Here is an 18,277-nt window from a genome sequence, read left to right as displayed (position 1 = left end):
AGTTGCCAGCCATTTGGATCCAACGGATGCTTGGCGTCAGGTTGTTCAGCAGATGACAGGACAGGGAGCGTTGTATGAGCGGGTTGGTGCACGAGCTTTTGCGCTCTCTGGATCTGCAGCCCACGATTGAAACCGTGCAGCGTGACCAACGCCTCGATTTCGCCCAGTACGCACTGTTGCGCGAGGCCGCCGACGCCAAGCTCTATCACCTGATGGGCATAGTCCGTAACAAGGTCGAGCACCACCCCAGTGACAACCAGGTAGTCGAGCAGGACCTGCGCGATCTGCAGAAATCCTGCATGCGCATGTCCCTGCTGCTGCAAACCAGCTGTTTGGCCCTGCGCCGACTGCAACTCGACCTGCACGAGCAGAGCGTGGCCCGTGAGGCGCTAGAGAGCCAGATTGCCTACATGCAAGCCTGCCTGCGCCGTTCGCTGGCCAGCTTCGACCAGTCGGCGTGACCTGATAGCCCTTGGCGATGACCTTTACAAACGTTGCCGAGTGCCGGCGCGATGCCGACAATGAGCCATCATCCCCGTCCGGACCAGGCGCCATGTCGCAGCAGATCTTCTTCGCCCATGCCAACGGTTTTCCCTCGGCCACCTACGGCAAGTTGTTCGCCGCTCTCACGCCGGATTATCAGGTCAGTCATCTGGCCCAGCATGCCCATGACCCCCGCTTTCCGGTGGGAGACAACTGGCAGAGCCTGGTCGACGAGCTGCTGCACCACCTGGCGCAGCTGGAGGCGCCGGTGTGGGGCGTCGGCCATTCGCTGGGCGGCGTGCTGCACCTGCACGCCGCCTTGCGCCGGCCCGAGCTGTACCGCGGCGTGGTGATGCTCGACTCGCCGGTATTGACCCGCGCAGACCAGTGGCTGCTGCGCACGGCCAAGCGCTTTGGCTTCATCGACCGCATCACCCCGGCTGGCCGGACCCTTGGGCGGCGTGAAGCGTTTGCCGACCGTGACAGCGCGCGTGACTATTTTGCCAGCAAGTCGCTGTTCCGCCACTTCGACCCGGATTGCCTGGAAGCCTACCTCGAACATGGCCTGCAAGCGGACGAGGAGGGCTTGCGCCTGCGCTTCGACCCGGCCACGGAGATCAGCATCTACCGTAATATCCCGCACGCCAGCCCGGCGCCTGCGCGCCAGTTGCAGGTGCCCCTGGCGATGGTGCGTGGCGAGCGCAGCAACGTCATCCGCCGTCACCATGCACTGGCGGTTCGCGGCATGCCGCGGGGCGAATACCACAGTGTGCCGGGCGGGCACATGTTCCCGCTGGAACGGCCGACCGACACGGCGAGCCTGATCAAGGGCCTGTTCGATCGCTGGAGCCAGGCATGAGTGCGCAGGTCGAGGAAGTGCGCCTGAGCCTGGGCCATATCGAGCTGGCCGCTCACCTGTTCGGCCCGGAGGATGGCCTGCCGGTGATCGCCCTGCACGGCTGGCTGGACAACGCCAACAGCTTCTCCCGCCTGGCCCCCCGGTTGAAGGGCCTGCGCATTGTCGCCCTCGATCTGGCCGGGCACGGTTATTCCGAGCACCGCCCATTGGGCGCGGGTTATGCCTTGGCCGATTACGCCCATGATGTGCTGCGGGTTGCCGAGCAGCTGGGCTGGCAGCGTTTTGCCCTGCTCGGGCATTCGTTGGGCGCGATCATTTCGGTGCAACTGGCAGGTGCCTTGCCAGACCGGGTGAGCCACCTGGCCCTGATTGACGGTGTCATTCCCCCGACCGGCGCCGAGCAGGATGCCGGTGAGCGACTGGGCATGGCCCTGCAGGCCCAACTGCGCCTCGATGGCAAGCGCAAGTCCGTTTACCCGACCCTGGAGGAGGGCGTGCAGGCGCGCATGAAGGGCATGGTCGCGGTCAGCCGCGAAGCCGCCGAGCGGCTTGCCCAGCGCGGCCTGATGCCGGTGCCCGGTGGTTACAGCTGGCGCAGCGACAGCCGCTTGACCCTGCCATCGCCGGTGCGCCTGAGCCAGGCCCAGGCCATGGCCTACGTGCGGCGAGTCAGTTGCCCAGCCAGCCTGGTGGTGGCGGCCGACGGCATGCTGGTGCGCCACACCGAACTGCTGGAGCAGCTACCCTTTGAGCAGACCGTGTTGCCCGGCGGGCATCACCTGCACCTGAACGACGAAGAGGGCGCGGCCCTTGTCGCAGACTGTTTCAATCGCTTCTTTGGCTTTGCTTGACTTGCACCGGACAAGTGTCGAGGCTTGGCGGGTTGAACAGGGAGACAACCATGCAACTGCCAGACATCCTGGAGCTTCAACCCGGCGTACTGCGCCGCATGGGTCGCCGATGAGCGCCCTCGTTTCCATTCGTACAGCCTTTGCCGCCTGCCTCGCACTGGCCAGCCCCTTGCTGTGGGCCGGCAGCCTGCCCGTGCCGGTGGACGCCAAGGTGGTCGACCAGCGCCCGGCCGTGGAGCAGGAACGCGTCTATCCCATGGGCCCGCTGCGCAAGATCAGCGGCCGCCTGCGTGTCGAAGACAAGATCGAAAGCCGTGGCCAGGTCAGTTCGGTCACCTACGAGCTGCCGGTCGAGCGCAGCGCCCGCGAAGCCTTCACCAGCGCCCGCGAGGCGCTGCAGCATGACGGTGGCTATCCGTTGTTCTGGTGCCAGGGCCGCGATTGCGGCGAAGGCAGCCTGTGGGCCAACGACGTGTTTGCCAATGCCCGGCTGAACGGCGGTGACGAGCAGCAGGCGTTCATCCTGCTGCGCCGCTCGGCCGAGGAGGCCGACACCCTGGTCGCGTTGTACAGCGTCACCCGTGGCAACCGCCGCGCCTATCTGCATGTGGAAGAGTTCGTCGCCGGCAGCCCGCTGGGCGAGATACTGCCCACTGCCGCCACGGTGCTGCGCGAAATGCGCGACACCGGCAAGCTCGACTACCCTGACCTGGCTGCGCCGCAGGAAAGCTGGGTGACCTTGCTGGCGCGAAGCCTGAACCTCGACAGCACCTTGCGCGCGAGCCTGAGTGGCGCCCAGGCCGAGGCCTGGCGCGAGCAACTGGTCAAGGCCGGTGTGCGTGATGGCCGGCTCGAAGTCGGCAATGCGCCCACCGATGGCCTGCACCTGGAACTGATTCGTTGAGTGAGCGCCACCATGGCCAATAATGACCGCCTGCTGATCCAGATTCTGCTGCTGGCGCTGTTGGGTGCCGCCCTGTGGGTCATGGCGCCGTTCATCTCCGCGCTGCTGTGGGGGGCTATCCTGGCGTTTGCCAGCTGGCCGCTGATGCGCCTGCTGACGCGTGTGCTGGGTGGGCGCGAAACCTTGGCCGCCAGCCTGCTGACCACGGCCTGGATCCTGATCGTTGCCTTGCCGCTGGTGTGGCTGGGCTTCAACCTGGCCGATCACATCCGCGACGCCACTGCCTTTGTGCGTGACGTGCAGGTCGATGGCCTGCCCGATGCGCCTGAGTGGCTAGGCGGCATTCCCTTCGTGGGCGAGCGCCTGGTCGGTTGGTGGCAATCTCTCGATCAGCAAGGCGCGGCCTTGCTGCAGTCGATAAAGCCGTACCTGGGGCAGGTCGGCAACTGGTTGCTGGCGCGCAGTGCGCAGATCGGCAGCGGTGTGCTGGAGCTGACTCTGAGCCTGGTGTTCGTGTTCTTCTTCTACCGTGACGGGCCGCGGCTGTCGGCTTTCGTGCTGCGGCTGCTGAACCGGTTGGTGGGCCAGCGGGCCGATTACTACCTGGAGCTGGTGGCCGGGACCGTCCAGCGGGTGGTGAACGGTGTGATCGGCACGGCGGCAGCCCAGGCGCTGCTGGCACTGATCGGTTTCCTGATTGCCGGAGTGCCTGGGGCGATCGTGCTGGGCCTGGTGACCTTCATGCTCAGCCTGATCCCGATGGGGCCGCCGCTGGCCTGGATTCCGGCGACGGGCTGGCTGGTGTGGAAGGGCGAATACGGCATGGCGGTATTCCTCGGTATCTGGGGCACCTTCGTCATCAGCGGCGTGGACAACGTGCTTAAACCCTACCTGATCAGTCGCGGCGGCAACCTGCCGCTGGTGATCGTGTTGCTGGGTGTGTTCGGCGGCTTGTTGGCATTCGGCTTTATCGGCCTGTTCATCGGGCCAACCCTGCTGGCAGTTGGCTACAGCCTGCTGCTGGACTGGAGCCGTAATTCGGCGCAAACCCCACAGTAAGGCTGTTTTTACGCATTCTTTATAGCCAGCCTCTCCCTCCGGTCTCGTCCCTTTACGCCCCTCCCTCAGACAATTCCCCCAAAGCGGCCCAGGCCGCACCACGGGGGAGTTGCACGCATGTACATGCTCGACGGGTTGTCACTGCTACTGGCAGTGGCATTGGCGGTTTACCTGCTGGTAGCGCTGCTGCGCGCCGATCGCAGCTAGGGAGCGGCCATGCACAGTTACGATTACCTCTTGCTGTTGGCCTTCTTCGCCATCGTGCTGCTGCCGGCACCCTGGCTCGGGCGTTTCTACTACAAGGTGATGGAAGGGCAGCGCACCTGGCTGACCCCAGTGCTCGGCCCGGTCGAGCAAGCCTGCTACCGCCTGGCCGGGGTGAACGCCGGCCAGGAGCAGAACTGGAAGCAGTACACGCTGGCCCTGTTGGCCTTCAACCTGGCCGGCTTCCTGCTGCTGTTCAGCGTGCTCCTGCTACAAGGCCACCTGCCACTCAACCCGCAGCACCTGCCCGGCCAGGAGTGGTCGCTGGCATTCAACACGGCGGTGAGCTTCGTCACCAACACCAACTGGCAGGCGTACAGCGGTGAGGCTTCGGTCAGCTACCTGAGCCAGATGCTCGGCCTGACCGTGCAGAACTTCGTCAGCGCTGCCACCGGCCTGGCTGTGCTGATCGCGCTGTGCCGCGGCATCGCCCGTCGCTCCACCACCAGCCTGGGCAACTTCTGGGTCGACATGACCCGCGCCACCCTCTACGGCTTGCTGCCGCTGTGCCTGCTACTGGCACTGCTGCTGGTGTGGCAGGGCGTGCCGCAGACCTTCGCCGACTACGCCCATGCCGTGACCCTGCAAGGCGCCGACCAGACCATCCCGCTGGGCCCGGCCGCGAGCCAGATCGCCATCAAGCAGCTGGGCACCAACGGTGGCGGCTTCTTCGGTGTCAACTCGGCGCACCCGTTCGAAAACCCCACGGCCTGGAGCAACCTGTTCGAGGTGGCCTCGATCATCCTGATTCCGGTGGCGCTGGTGTTCACCTTCGGGCACTACGTCAAGGACTTGCGCCAGAGCCGAGCCATCATCGCCTGCATGCTTGGCCTGTTCCTGCTGGGTGGCGCCACGGCACTGTGGTCGGAGTACCAGCCGAACCCGGCGCTGGAAAGCGCCCAAGTGCAGCAGAGCGCACCCATGGAGGGCAAGGAGAGCCGCTTCGGCACCACCGGCTCGGTGCTGTGGACCGTGACCACCACGGCGGCCTCGAACGGCTCGGTCAACGCCATGCATGACAGCCTCAACCCACTGACCGGCATGGTCGCGATGGTCAACATGATGGTGGGCGAAGTGATCTTCGGCGGCGTCGGTGCCGGGCTCTACGGCATGCTGCTGTTCGTGCTGATCGCGGTATTCCTGGCCGGCTTGATGATTGGCCGTACGCCGGAGTACCTCGGCAAGAAGCTTCAGGCGCGCGAAGTGCAGCTGCTGGTGGCCACCCTGCTGGTGATGCCGGTCGGCGTGCTGGTGCTCGCGGCCATCGCCGCCAGCCTGCCAGGGCCCGCCAGCGCAGTGAGCAACCCCGGCGCCCACGGCTTCAGCCAGCTGCTGTACGCCTATACCTCGGCCACCGCCAACAACGGCTCGGCATTCGCCGGGTTCGGCGCCAACACGGTGTTCCACAACGTGATGATCGGCCTGGCCATGTTGATCGGCCGCTTCGGCTACATCCTGCCGATCCTGGCCCTGGCCGGCAGCCTGGCGGCGAAAAAGAGCGCGCCCCAGGGCAGCAACAGCTTCCCCACCCACGGCCCGCTGTTCGCCAGCCTGTTGCTGGTGACCATCCTGCTGGTCGGTGGCCTGACCTTCCTGCCGACCCTGGCCCTCGGGCCGATCGCCGAACAACTGAGCCTGGGTTTCTGAGGAATCATCCATGAACATGCCCATTCCTGAAGTGAACGCCTCACACAGCGCCAAGGACCAGACTCGCTTTGCCGCCCTGTGGCGGCCGGCGCTGGTGCAGGCCTTCGTCAAGCTAGACCCGCGCCAGCTCAAACGGGCACCGGTGATGCTGGTGGTCGCCCTGACGGCGATGCTCACCACCGCGCTGTGTTTCGCCCCCGGCAATGGCGTCAGCACCGGTGTCGCCGCGCAGATTGCCCTGTGGCTGTGGTTCACCGTGCTGTTCGCCAACTTTGCCGAGGCCCTCGCCGAAGGCCGTGGCAAGGCTCGCGCCGACAGCCTCAAGGCCGGTAGCCAGGGGCTGACGGCGCAGCGCCGCAAGCGCGATGGCAGTTTCGAGAGTGTCGCAGCCACGGGGCTGCGCAAGGACGATGTGGTGCGCGTGGTGGCCGGCGAGATGATCCCCGGTGACGGTGAGGTTCTCGAAGGCATCGCGGCGGTCAACGAAGCGGCCATCACCGGTGAGTCCGCGCCGGTCATCCGTGAGTCCGGCGGCGACCGCTCAGCCGTCACCGGCAACACCCGGCTGGTCTCCGACTGGCTGCTGATCCGCATCACCAGCAACCCCGGTGAGTCGACCCTGGACCGCATGATCGCCCTGGTCGAAGGCGCCAAGCGGCAAAAGACCCCCAACGAAATCGCCCTCGACATCCTGCTGATCGGCCTGACCCTGATCTTCCTGATCGTGGTGGTGACCCTGCAACCGTTCGCCCATTTTGCCGGCGGCAGCCTGCCGCTGATCTTCCTCGCCGCGCTGCTGGTGACGCTGATCCCGACCACCATCGGCGGCCTGCTCTCGGCCATCGGCATCGCCGGCATGGACCGCCTGGTACGCCTGAACGTGATCGCCCGCTCCGGCCGCGCGGTGGAGGCGGCCGGCGACGTGCATACGTTGATGCTCGACAAGACCGGCACCATCACCTTCGGCAACCGCCGCTGCAGCGCTCTGCATGCGGCCCAGGGTGTGACTGCCAAAGAGCTGGGGGAGGGCGCCTTGCTCGCTTCGCTGGCCGACGACACCGCCGAAGGCAAGTCGATCGTCGAGTACCTGCGCCAGTTGCACGACTTCGTCGAGCCATCACTCGGTCAGTACCAGGCCATCGCCTTCAGCGCCGAGACGCGCCTTTCGGGTATCGACTTCCAGCAGCACCACTACCGCAAGGGCGCCGTCGACGCCGTGCTGGCCTTCGTCGGCATGCAGCGCCTGGACCTGCCTAGCGCCTTGGCCCGTGAGGTGGAGCGCATTGCCCAGAGCGGTGGCACCCCGCTGCTGGTGTGCCTGGACAAGCGCCTGCTCGGCGTGATCCACCTCAAGGACGTGGTCAAGCCGGGTATCCGCGAGCGCTTTGCCGAGCTGCGCAAGCTGGGCATCCGCACCGTGATGGTGACTGGTGACAACCCGCTGACCGCTGCGGCCATCGCCGCCGAAGCCGGCGTGGACGATGTGCTCGCCGAAGCCACGCCGGAGAAGAAACTGGCCCGCATTCGCCAGGAGCAGAACGACGGTCGCCTGGTGGCCATGTGCGGCGACGGCGCCAATGATGCCCCGGCGCTGGCACAGGCGGACGTCGGCATGGCGATGAACGATGGCACCCAGGCGGCGCGCGAGGCGGCCAACATGGTCGACCTGGACAGCGACCCGACCAAGCTGCTGGACGTGGTGCAGGTAGGCAAGGAACTGCTGGTGACCCGGGGTGCGCTGACCACCTTCTCCATCGCCAACGACGTGGCCAAGTACTTCGCCATCCTGCCGGCGCTGTTCGCCGCCATCTACCCGCAGCTCGGCGTGCTCAACCTGATGCACCTGGCCAGCCCGCAGAGCGCGATCCTCTCGGCCATCGTGTTCAACGCGCTGATCATCATCGTGCTGATCCCGCTGGCATTGCGCGGCGTGCGCGTGCAGGCGGCGAGCGCGGCGCACCTGCTGCGGCGCAACCTGCTGATCTACGGGCTGGGCGGCATCATCGTGCCGTTCGCCGGGATCAAGCTGATCGACCTGCTGCTCAATGCCTTGCACCTGGTCTGAGGAGGCCATCATGAACAGTTACGTACGCCCGGCGATGAGCCTGATCCTGCTGATGACGGTGGTCACTGGCGCGCTGTACCCGCTGGCGGTGACCGGGGTTGCCCAGCTGGCGTTCCCCGAGCAGGCCAATGGCAGCCTGGTGCGCGATGAGCGCGGGCAGGTGCGAGGTTCGGCCTTGATCGCCCAGGATTTCCAGGGTGATGCCTGGTTCCATCCACGGCCTTCGGCGGGTGCTTTTGCCACCGTGGCCAGTAGCGCGAGCAACCTGGCACCAAGCAATCCGGCGCTGGCCGAGCGGGTCAAGGGCGATGCCGCGGCGCTGTACCAGGCACAGCTTGGGCCGGTGCCGCAGGCCTTGCTGACCACCTCGGGCAGCGGCCTCGACCCGCACTTGCCACCGCAAGCGGTGGCCTACCAGATTCCTCGGGTGGCGGCGGCGCGGCAGGTGCCGGTGGAGCGCTTGCAAGCCTTGCTGGAAGAGGCCACCCTCCACCCATTGATCGGGCCACCGGTGGTCAATGTGCTGGCCTTGAACCAGGCACTGGAACAGCTGAGCCGCTGATACAAAGCTGCCCTCTATCTCTGTAGGAGCGGCCTTGTGTCGCGAAAGGGCTGCAGAGCAGCCCCAGCACTCTCAGCAATGATGCTGAATGCCTGGGGCCGCTTTGCGGCCCTTTCGCGACACAAGGCCGCTCCTACAAGGCATGAATTGCCCCAGAAGGATGAAACATGAGTGACTCCACCCGCGCAGACGCGCTGTTGGCCACCCTCCCGCGCAGCGGTCGCGGCCGGCTCAAGGTGTTCCTCGGCGCCGCCCCCGGCGTTGGCAAGACCTTCGCCATGCTCCAGGCCGCCCACGCCCAGCAACGTCAAGGCGTGCAAGTGCTGGCCGGGGTAGTGGAAACCCACGGCCGCAGCGAAACCGAAGCGCTGCTCGGTGGCCTGCTTCAGCAGCCTTTGCTGCGCAGCGAATACCGCGGCGTCACCCTCGAGGAAATGGACCTCGACGGCTTGCTCAAGGCCGCGCCGACCCTGGCCCTGGTCGACGAACTGGCCCACACCAACGCCCCCGGCAGCCGCCACGCCAAGCGCTGGCAGGACGTGCAGGAGTTGCTCGCCGCCGGCATCGACGTGTACACCACGGTCAACGTCCAGCACCTGGAAAGCCTCAACGACAAAGTCCGCGGCATTACCGGCGTGCAGGTGCGCGAAACGCTGCCAGACTGGGTGCTGCAGGAAGCCTTCGAGCTGGTGTTGATCGACCTGCCGCCGCGCGAGCTGCTCGAACGCCTGCGCGAAGGCAAGGTGTATGTGCCGGAGCAGGCACGGGCCGCCATAGATGCGTACTTCTCGCAAACCAACCTTACTGCCCTGCGCGAGCTGGCCATGCAGACCGCCGCCGCCCAGGTCGACGCCGACCTGGCCCACGGTTACCGCCTGCGTGGCGAAGCGGCGCCGGCCTTGCGTGGGCGCCTGCTAGTGGGCGTGGATGGCGATGAGCAGGCCGAGCGCCTGGTGCGCCACGCCAGCCGTGTTGCCCAGCGCCGCCACCTGCCGTGGAGCCTGGTGCACGTCGACAACGGCCGGCTGCGTGACGAAGCCGCCCGCCAGCGCCTGCAGGCGGCTCAGCAACTGGCCGAGCGCCTGGGGGGCGAGGTGGTGTTGCTGCGTGCAGGTGAAGTGGCGCGAACCTTGATCCAGCACGCCACCGAGCGTCGCGCCAGCCTGGTGCTGGTCGGGCAATCCCGCGATCGGCTGCGCCGTCGCCTGTTCGGCGCTGGCGTCGCCACCCGGCTGCTGCGCGAAAGCCATGGCCTGGAGATCAACGTGCTCGACCGCGACAGCCAGGCACGGCCGGTACGGGCGGCGGTCAGCCGGGTGTGGATCTGGCGCCACTACCTGCTGGCGCTGGTGGCCACGGTGCTGGCCGCCGGCCTGGCCTGGGGCGTGTCGAGCGTATTGGCGCTGCCCAACATCTCGCTGGTGTTCCTCGCCGCCGTGCTCCTGGTGGCCGTGCGCAGCAGCCTGGGCCCGGCGCTTGCCTGCGCGGCGCTGTCGTTCCTGACCTACGACTTCCTGTTCATTCCGCCGAACTTCTCGTTCAGCATTCAGCGCGAGGAAGACGTGCTGACGCTGGTGTTCTTCCTGCTCATGGCGGCCCTGACCGGCAATCTTGCGGCGCGCCAGCGCAGCCAGTTGCAGGTCCTGCGCGAAACCCAGGCGCAGACCAACCAGCTGCTCGACCTGTCGCGTCGCCTGACCGTGGCCACCGATCGCCAGGCGGTGTTCAACGCCGCCGGTCGCCACCTCAATGGCTGGAAAGACGTGCAGGTGTGCCTGCTGGAGCGCAGCAGCGAAGGGCTGCTGCACCTGGCGAGCGGCGAAGCCCAGGCCTTGAGCGACAACGAGCGTGCCGCCGCCGAGTGGGCCTGGCAGCATGGCCAGGCCGCCGGTCATGGCAGCGATACCTTGCCCAATGGCCGCTGGTGGTGGTGGCCGCTGGCGGTCGACGATCAGCCCCTGGCCCTGCTCGGCGTGCGCCCGCGCTCCGGAGAGCCTTTGAGTAACCAGCGTCGGCGCCTGCTGATGGCCCTCGGCCAACCCTTGGCCCAGGCCCTGGCTCGTGCCCGACTGGCCGAACAGCTCGAAGCCGCCCGGCTGCACGGCGAAACCGAGCAGCTGCGCAGTGCCTTGCTCGCCTCTGTGTCCCACGACCTGCGCACCCCGCTGACGGCCATGCGCGGCAGTATCGACAGCCTGCTGGCGCTGGGCGAGGCGATCCCCGTCGAAGATCGCCGCGAGCTGCTCGAAGGCACGCGCAACGAGGCCGAACGCCTGGACCGCTACATCCAGAACCTGCTCGACATGACCCGCCTCGGCCACGGCGGCCTCAAGCTGGCCCGCGACTGGGTGGCCCCGGCCGACATTGTCGGTAGTGCCCTCAACCGCCTACGTGCGGTGCTGGCGCCGTTGCACGTGCACACAGAGGTGCCCGGTGAGCTGCCGTTGCTGTTCGTGCACGCCGCGCTGATCGAACAGGCGCTGATCAATGTGCTGGAAAACGCCGCACGCTTCTCGCCCGCGCAAGGCCGCCTGGAGCTGCAGGTTTCAGTACACGACGAGCAGCTGCACTTCGCCGTCAGCGACCAGGGCCCCGGTATCCCAGTGGCCGAACGCGAGAAGATCTTCGACATGTTCTACACCGCTGCCCGAGGCGATCGCGGCGGGCAGGGCACCGGCCTGGGCCTGGCGATCTGCCAGGGCATGATCGGTGCCCACGGTGGGCAGATTCTGGTGGGCGACGGCATCGATGGCCACGGCACCTGCATCACACTATGCTTGCCGCTGCCCCAGCAACCCGAAGCCGAAAGCGAAACCCCATGAGCCAGTCCGCCACCCTGTTGGTCATCGACGACGAACCACAGATCCGCAAGTTCCTGCGCATCAGCCTCAGCTCCCAGGGCTACAAGGTGATCGAAGCCGCCACTGGCAGCGAAGGCCTGGCCCAGGCGGCGCTGGCCAAGCCTGACCTGGTGGTGCTCGACCTCGGCCTGCCCGACATGGACGGCCAGCAGGTGCTGCGTGAGTTGCGCGAGTGGAGCGCAGTGCCGGTGCTGGTGTTGTCGGTGCGGGCCAGCGAGGTGCAGAAGGTTGACGCGCTGGATGGCGGCGCCAATGACTATGTGACCAAGCCCTTTGGTATCCAGGAGTTTCTTGCCCGGGTGCGCGCGTTGCTGCGTCAGGTGCCGCAGTCCGGCGGCAGCGAAGTGACGGCGAGCTTCGGGCCGCTAGTGGTGGATTTCGCCTTTCGCAAAGTGACGCTGGATGGTCTGGAGATCGCACTGACGCGCAAGGAATACGCGCTGCTGGCACAACTGGCGGGGCACCCGGGGCGGGTGATTACCCAGCAGCAATTGCTCAAGGATATCTGGGGGCCGACCCATGTCGACGACACCCACTACCTGCGGATCGTGGTGGGGCATTTGCGGCATAAGCTTGGCGATGACCCGACGGCGCCGCGGTTCATCATTACCGAAGCGGGGGTGGGGTATCGGCTGGTGGCGCCGGTCCATTAGCGCAGAGCGCGACGTCTGATCAGTGGGCGCCCTGCTAGCCAGTGATGTGCTGTCACGGGGGCGCAATCGACTGATTGACGTACAAGGAAAATCCTGCTGTTGCCGGGTATATCAGTGCAACTCGTTTACCGCACGCAACGCTTCATCTATGGCCGCGTGCGCGTAGGCCTCCCAGGCAGCATCGGAGTTGGCGATCGCAACATTGCCGACTTTCTGGCGCGCCAGGTTCATCAGCAGTTCACTCTGTTTCTGGTCATCGAACAGGCTGTTGGCATAGTACGCGTAACCATGCGGCCATCGATTGATGGTGATGGCCTGTACATCCTTGCTGTAATCGAAACCTGCCGGCCCCAGCATTGCCTGCAACTGATCACGTACCATGTTTTCCATTTGCTCGAAGCTCATGGCAAATAGCTTGCTGCGGCCGGTACGGGCCTGGCTGCGGGCGTCGAGCCCTGCGTTTGGCGTAGTCGGCACGTAGACCATGTGCAGACCGATGGGCTGGTCGGGGTCGCGTGGATGGCGGTAGCCGCCAATATCCACCGGGTAATCCAGTTTAACCCGGCTGTAGGGCTGGTTCGGTGCGTAGATTTCGTGAACGCCCAGCTTCATAAAACTCTGCCAGTTGCGAATCAGCACCTTGGTGTACACCAGCGGAAACTTTACGTTCTGCTCCAGCGCGTGGGCCTGCTCGGCGGAGAGGTCGCGCAGCAGGTACGGGATCATCATGTTGTAGCAGGCCAGCACACAGAATTTAGCGCGTACCCGGTGCAGCTGGCCGGCCCGGCTGTAGCCGATATCGACGCCGGCGTCGCGGTTGCTGACACTTACTGCGGTGCTGTTCAGGCGCAGGCGTACAGGGCTTTGCACGAGGTCTAGCTTGGCATAGTCGAAGGGCGCCAGGACGATGTCGTCCATATTGTTGCCGGGCGCTACAGCGGGAATCAGGCTGCGCACCAGCAGGCGTGCCAGCGAGGCGTTGCCGTCGGGGAAGTGGTAGATGTAGGGTTCTTCCATTTCCGCTTTCAGCTCTTCGTTGACCGGCGCGAGGCCCATGGCAGCAAAGCCTGGGAAGCCCACACCATAGGCATCGGCGGCGGCCACAGCGTCGATGCTCAGTGCGGAGAAGTCGTTAGTGCGGCTGAGGAAGTAGCGCGCAGCGGCCTCACTGAGGCCGACGTCCTTACGCAGAAAGTCCTGGTAGCTGGTCTTGGCCAGATAGGCCTCTTTATCTTCCAGGCTTTTGCCAGCCAGGTAGTCGCGGGGTGCCTCGTGCAGGTCGATCAATGCCTGGCGATCGGCTTCTGGCAGCGGGAAGTCACCAATGAATGCGCGCCAGCTGCGGGCGTTGAGTTTGTCTGGGGCGATATCATCGGCGACCATGGGCGTCGGGTCGCCACTGACCAGCTTCGCTTCACCGAAGCCGGCTTGGTCGAAGAACACCCCACGGGACAGGCCGAGGTTGGGGTAGAAATTGCGGTCGAACGCGGTCCGGAAGCGGTCTACATCCACGTTCAGTTGTTTGAGCAGACCGTTGACCGTGTCGCTGAAGAGGTGCTTGGGTGACTGGAAGGCTTCGCTGCCGCCGTAGCCAAGGATCATCTGGCCACCGGCGAGGAACTCGTTACGCTTGGCATGCCCACCGAAGTCGTCGTGGTTCTCGATGATCAGCACGCGGGCGTTCGGGTGCTGCTGGCGGTAAAACCAGGCGGCAGACAGGCCGCTGATGCCTGCACCGACCACCACGAGATCGTACTGCTCATCTGCTTTCAGGCTGTTGGTGTCAAAAACCTGCTTCTCCCAGCCCATCTGGTGCGCCACCTCGAACGCGCCTGGGTGGCTGCCGCGCAGGCCGGTGAGGGCGGGTGGATAATAGCGGCCAGACGGCGCCGCCTGGAGAATCTGCAACGGGGTCAGGCCCGCGCCGATAGTGAGGGCTATGCCATTGAGAAAGTCGCGTCGGGTGATGGTCATGTCAGTGTCCTTACCGGGGTAACCATTGGCTTGCTCGAAGCGTAGCCGGGTATGGCTCAGGACCTTGGAGATTCTGTTTCAAAGCATTGGCGCATCACCTCCAGGTAACGCCTGGCGCCCAGGCCCAACGGGCGGGATTTGATCCAGATGATGTCTACCCACAAGCGTAGGCGGCTGGCCATGTTGTCAAAACGCACCTCGGCCAATGCGCCTGAAGCAATCAACGGCTCCACCAGTGGCTGCGGCAGGTAGGCCCAGCCCAGGCCGGATTGCACCAGGTCGAGCGTCGCCAAATAGCTGTCGGTCAACCATATCCGCCGCGACAGCACCATGCGCGGGTCCGAGCCGGTGGCCTTGCCCGAAGCCACGATAATCTGCCGCTGTTCGGCAAAGGCTTCTTCAGGCAGCGGCATGCCACTGTTGCTGCCAGCGGGATGACGCGGTGAAGCGACAGCCACCAGCAACTGGCTGCCCGCTTCGAGAAATGACTCGCGTTCATCTATCCCCGGGCGCTCGAACACCAGCGCCAGTTGCACGCTGCCTTCATGCAGCAAGCGCACCGCTTCGGTCTGGGTTGCCGAACGCACTTCGATCTCCAGGCTGGGAAACTCCTTCGCCAGGGTTTCCAGCGGCTGGCTCCAGCGGCCGGTCTGCAGCTCGGGGGCCATGGCGATGGTCAGGCGCTTTTCCAGCCCCTGGTGCAGTTGCAGGGCCTGGGCGTCGAGCAGGTTGAGCTGGCAGATCACCTGCCGCGCCTGGGGTTCCAGCGCCAGGGCGGCGCTGGTGGGCAAGGCCTTGCGTGTGGCTCGGTCGAACAGGGCCAGGTCCAGCTCGGCTTCCAGTTGCGCGATGGCCATGCTCACGGCCGACGGCACCCGCCCCAGTTTGCGCGCGGCGGCAGAGAACGAGCCCGCTTCCAGCACTGCGAGGAAAATTGCCAGGGAGTCGCTGCTGAAGGCCATGTCCGCAAACCTGAGGAGGAGGCCGGAAAGTATGAACACTCGCCGGCCCGCTTGACAGCCCCTTACAGGCCTTCGCCAAGCACCCGGTCAATGCTGTCGACGAAGTAGTCGACGCTCGCCCGCGTGGTGCACATCGGCGGCTTGATCTTGAGGATGTTCAGGTAGTCGCCGGTCGGCTGCATGAAAATTCCCAGTTCGCGCAAGCGGTCGCACAGCAGCATGGTTTCCTCGGTGGCCGGCTCCAGGGTTTCACGGTTGCGCACCAGCTCCAGCCCCAGGTAGAAGCCCGAGCCATGGGCCGCGCCGGCCAGCGGGTGCTTGTCGACCAGCGCCTGCAGGCGCGCCTTGAAATAGCGCCCGGTGTCGCGGGCGTTGTCCCACAGGCCTTCCTCCTGCATCACGTCCAGTACCGCCATGCCGATGCGACAACTCACCGGGCTGCCGCCGGCCGAGGAGAAGAAGTAACCCTCGGCTTCCAGTGCTTCGGCGATCTCGCGGCGGGTGATCACCACACCCAGCGGCTGGCCGTTGCCCATGCCCTTGGCCATGGTGATGATGTCGGGCACCACGCCTTGTTCCTCGAAGCCCCAGAAGTACTCGCCCAGGCGGCCATAACCGACCTGCACCTCGTCGGCGATGCACACGCCGCCCCGGGCCCGGACCTTGGCATAGGCGTCGCGCAGGTAACCGGCCGGCAGCGAAATGCCCCCGGCATTGCCGTACATCGGCTCGCAGATGATGCCGGCCAATTGGCGGCCACGGGCATCGAGGTCGGCCAGCTTGGTGTCGACATCGCGCAGGTAGTCGGCCGCCGTGTCGGCACCGCGGAAGCGGCCGCGGAAGGTATTCGGTGCCTCCACCGGGTGCACCCAGTCAGGGCGGGTTTCCAGGGCCTGCGGGTTGTCGGCGATCGAGGTGGAAATGGCATCGGTGGCCACCGACCAGCCGTGGTAGGCCTCCAGCACGCTGAGCAGGTCACGGCCACCGCTGTAGGCCCAGGCCAGGCGGATCGCCAGGTCGTTGGCCTCGGTGCCGCTGTTTACCATGAATACCCGGTCGAAGCCCTCGGGCGCGAGGTCGAGCAGGCGCTCGGAGAACTCGGTGATGGCGGCGTAGTGGAATCGCGAGTTGGTGTTGAGCAGCGACCACTGGCGCGCCGATTCGGCGACCATGCGTGGGTGGCCGTGGCCCAGTACGGCGACGTTGTTGAGCATGTCCAGGTACGAGCGACCCTGCAGGTCGATCAGGTAGTTGCGCCAGCCGCGTTCGATCTGCGGCGGCTGCGCGTAGTAGTGCTTCTGCGAACGGGCGAAGCTGGCGTCGCGACGGGCCAGCAGGGCCTGTGGGTCGGGCAACGGTTCGGCGTCGCAATCGATGCCCAGCAGCGCGGCAGGCGACGGGCACAGGGCCAGCCAGGCGTCAGCTTGCGACGGGGTGGCGAAGAAGGGCGGCTGGATATGGGTGTCGAGGCACAGCTGGACACTGAGGAAGCCGCAACTGCTGCCCAGCGATTGCCCTTTCGTCACGGCCTGGCCATCCGCCAGGGCATCTTCCAGGCCTTGCAACCACAAGGCCCAGTGTGGCGTGCGCAGGCTGCCGCGGCCGTCGCCGTGACGTTGCCAGATGCCCGCTTCGGGTGCATGAACCGGGCTGCCATTGGGCACATGCAGCTCAACGCCCAGCGCGCAGGTGGCGGGTTCTTCGGGGCGATCGACATGGGTTTGTGACAGTCGATACTGGCCGTGCAGGCTGCAGGCCGGTGCAGGTTGCGAACTCAGCAGGTGCTGGTCGAAGCCCGCCTGTTCCCAGTTTCCGGCTTCGCAGTGCGCGCTGAGCACGCCCAGGTCGACTCGCCTGACCGGCTGCCCGGCCAACTCAGGGAGGAGCGGCGCACAGCCCGTCAGGTTGGCGGCATCGGCTTGCAGGCCGGCCGCCTGCAAAATGGCCGCTTCCATCAAGGCAAACGGCACGGCCGTGGCGGTATCGAAGATTTCCCATTCATGGGCGACGTTGTCGCGGGTGTACTGGTTGTCCGGGTCCACGGCCAATTGCTGCGCGCTGCTCAGTACCAGCACGGCCGCACGGTTCAGTACCAACGGCCACAACGCACGCAGCTCGGCCTCTGTCAGCGGGTTGAGGGCCTGGTAGGCGCTGATGGCTGGCAGGATACGCAGCGGGTCGCCTTCGGCATGGTGCAGCAGCGCTGCGCAGGTCACCGACAGGTCGGCGATGCGCCAGGTGCGCGACAGGTCGCCGAAGTCGATCACGCCCTGCAGTTGCCATTGGCGCTGGTCGTCTCGCGCCCACACGGTGTTGTCGTCGGTAATGTCCAGGTGCACGGCCTGAGTCGGCAGCCGCGCCGCCAAGGGTGCCAGGCGCTCGCTGGCCACACGGGTGGCCTGGTCGATGCGGGCGCGTTGCCCGGCGTCCTGCAGCATTGGCAGCAGGTGTTCGATCAGCGCCTGGGCATGTTGCGGGTCCCATTGCAGGGTACGCACCAGGCCAGGGTGGTCGAAGTCGACCAAGGCCAGGTCGAGCCGTGCGCACAGCTTGCCCAGTTCAGCCATCAGGCGTGGCGGCATGTGCTTGAGGCGGGTCACTGGCTGGCCGTCGATGTAGTCGAGCAGGCGCACCCGCAGGGGTTGCCCATCGATGTCCACTGCCAGCAAGGTTTCGCCATCCTGCGCAGCTTGCACGGCAGGCACTGGCAAGCCCTGCTCGCGCAGGTAGGCCAGGGCGGCGTGCTGCGCCTGCAGTTCGACTTCGGCGTAGCTGCCATGGCAGGCCTTGAGCACGAAGCGCCCCTGCGCGGCGTCTACGCGGAAGTTGAGGTCCTGCTGGCTGCCCAGCGCAGTCAAGTCGCCATCCAGGCCGTAGTGTGTCTGCAACAGCGTGTGCGCCTGGGCTTCGCCGAGCACAGGGCTGGGCAGGCCGGAGCGCTGGATCAGCGTGGCGAGGGCAGGGGAGGCGGGTTTTTGTTGTGGGCTGGACATGAGCTCTACCGTTGTTGCTGGGAGTTGACTGGAGAGAATCTATTCCCGATCTGGCTGATGATGAAAGACGATCGTGATCAGAATTTCTGATGAATGAAGTCGTCGCAGCTCCGATCATGGCGTCGCGTATTCCGCAGGTG

Annotated in this window: 14 protein-coding genes; 11 read left to right on the top strand and 3 right to left on the bottom strand. The window is 65.8% G+C overall.

The window, feature by feature from the left end:
- The first annotated feature begins 74 nt into the window (after window positions 1-74).
- From ACLEJU_RS16440 to ACLEJU_RS16390, 11 genes are all read left to right on the top strand, one after another.
- The gene (locus ACLEJU_RS16440; RefSeq protein WP_435422585.1) at window positions 75-461 is read left to right on the top strand and encodes a hypothetical protein; all 387 of its coding nucleotides are present in this window, start codon (window positions 75-77) and stop codon (window positions 459-461) included.
- 92 nt (window positions 462-553) lie between these two features.
- Complete coding sequence (locus ACLEJU_RS16435; RefSeq protein ID WP_435422586.1) at window positions 554-1,342, top strand: alpha/beta fold hydrolase; 789 nt, start codon at window positions 554-556, stop codon at window positions 1,340-1,342.
- Window positions 1,339-2,193, top strand: a complete 855-nt coding sequence (locus ACLEJU_RS16430; protein ID WP_435422587.1) for an alpha/beta hydrolase — start codon at window positions 1,339-1,341, stop codon at window positions 2,191-2,193. Before ACLEJU_RS16435 ends, ACLEJU_RS16430 begins: the two co-directional genes overlap by 4 nt.
- 109 nt (window positions 2,194-2,302) lie before the next feature.
- Entirely contained in the window at window positions 2,303-3,097 is a 795-nt protein-coding gene (locus ACLEJU_RS16425) for a DUF4892 domain-containing protein (RefSeq protein ID WP_435422588.1), read from the top strand.
- A 12-nt stretch (window positions 3,098-3,109) separates the two neighbouring features.
- Window positions 3,110-4,156, top strand: coding sequence for an AI-2E family transporter (locus tag ACLEJU_RS16420; RefSeq protein ID WP_435422589.1), 1,047 nt, complete (start codon window positions 3,110-3,112; stop codon window positions 4,154-4,156).
- 117 nt (window positions 4,157-4,273) lie between these two features.
- Window positions 4,274-4,363 (top strand): K(+)-transporting ATPase subunit F, encoded by a 90-nt coding sequence (kdpF, locus tag ACLEJU_RS16415; protein WP_033696222.1) that lies wholly within the window; start codon window positions 4,274-4,276, stop codon window positions 4,361-4,363.
- 9 nt (window positions 4,364-4,372) lie between these two features.
- A complete protein-coding gene (gene kdpA / locus ACLEJU_RS16410) occupies window positions 4,373-6,067 on the top strand; it encodes a potassium-transporting ATPase subunit KdpA (protein WP_435422590.1) in 1,695 nt (564 codons plus the stop codon).
- A 10-nt stretch (window positions 6,068-6,077) separates the two neighbouring features.
- The gene (gene kdpB, locus ACLEJU_RS16405; RefSeq protein WP_435422591.1) at window positions 6,078-8,132 is read left to right on the top strand and encodes a potassium-transporting ATPase subunit KdpB; all 2,055 of its coding nucleotides are present in this window, start codon (window positions 6,078-6,080) and stop codon (window positions 8,130-8,132) included.
- A gap of 10 nt (window positions 8,133-8,142) precedes the next feature.
- A complete protein-coding gene (gene kdpC / locus ACLEJU_RS16400; protein ID WP_435422592.1) occupies window positions 8,143-8,694 on the top strand; it encodes a potassium-transporting ATPase subunit KdpC in 552 nt (183 codons plus the stop codon).
- Between the two features lie 167 nt (window positions 8,695-8,861).
- Window positions 8,862-11,516, top strand: a complete 2,655-nt coding sequence (locus ACLEJU_RS16395; RefSeq protein ID WP_435422593.1) for a DUF4118 domain-containing protein — start codon at window positions 8,862-8,864, stop codon at window positions 11,514-11,516.
- Window positions 11,513-12,208 carry a response regulator gene (locus ACLEJU_RS16390; RefSeq protein WP_435422594.1) on the top strand — a complete coding sequence of 232 codons (696 nt, stop codon included), beginning with the start codon at window positions 11,513-11,515 and terminating at the stop codon, window positions 12,206-12,208. The genes ACLEJU_RS16395 and ACLEJU_RS16390 overlap by 4 nt, the downstream gene beginning before the upstream one ends.
- A 111-nt stretch (window positions 12,209-12,319) precedes the next feature.
- Here ACLEJU_RS16390 and ACLEJU_RS16385 read toward each other — a convergent pair whose 3' ends face one another.
- From ACLEJU_RS16385 to ACLEJU_RS16375, 3 genes are all read right to left on the bottom strand, one after another.
- A complete protein-coding gene (locus ACLEJU_RS16385) occupies window positions 12,320-14,182 on the bottom strand; it encodes an FAD-dependent oxidoreductase (RefSeq protein ID WP_435422595.1) in 1,863 nt (620 codons plus the stop codon).
- Window positions 14,183-14,238: 56 nt separating this feature from the next.
- On the bottom strand, window positions 14,239-15,144 hold the full coding sequence (locus ACLEJU_RS16380) for a LysR family transcriptional regulator (protein ID WP_435422596.1): 906 nt from the start codon (window positions 15,142-15,144) through the stop codon (window positions 14,239-14,241).
- A gap of 62 nt (window positions 15,145-15,206) precedes the next feature.
- Window positions 15,207-18,137, bottom strand: a complete 2,931-nt coding sequence (locus tag ACLEJU_RS16375) for an aminotransferase (RefSeq protein WP_435422597.1) — start codon at window positions 18,135-18,137, stop codon at window positions 15,207-15,209.
- Window positions 18,138-18,277: the final 140 nt, after the last annotated feature.

It is taken from the genome of Pseudomonas sp. SMN11 (genome assembly GCF_052041945.1).
Lineage (GTDB): Bacteria > Pseudomonadota > Gammaproteobacteria > Pseudomonadales > Pseudomonadaceae > Aquipseudomonas.
The sequence above is the reverse complement of the archived record's forward strand: the minus strand, read 5'-3'. Positions and strand labels throughout refer to the sequence as shown.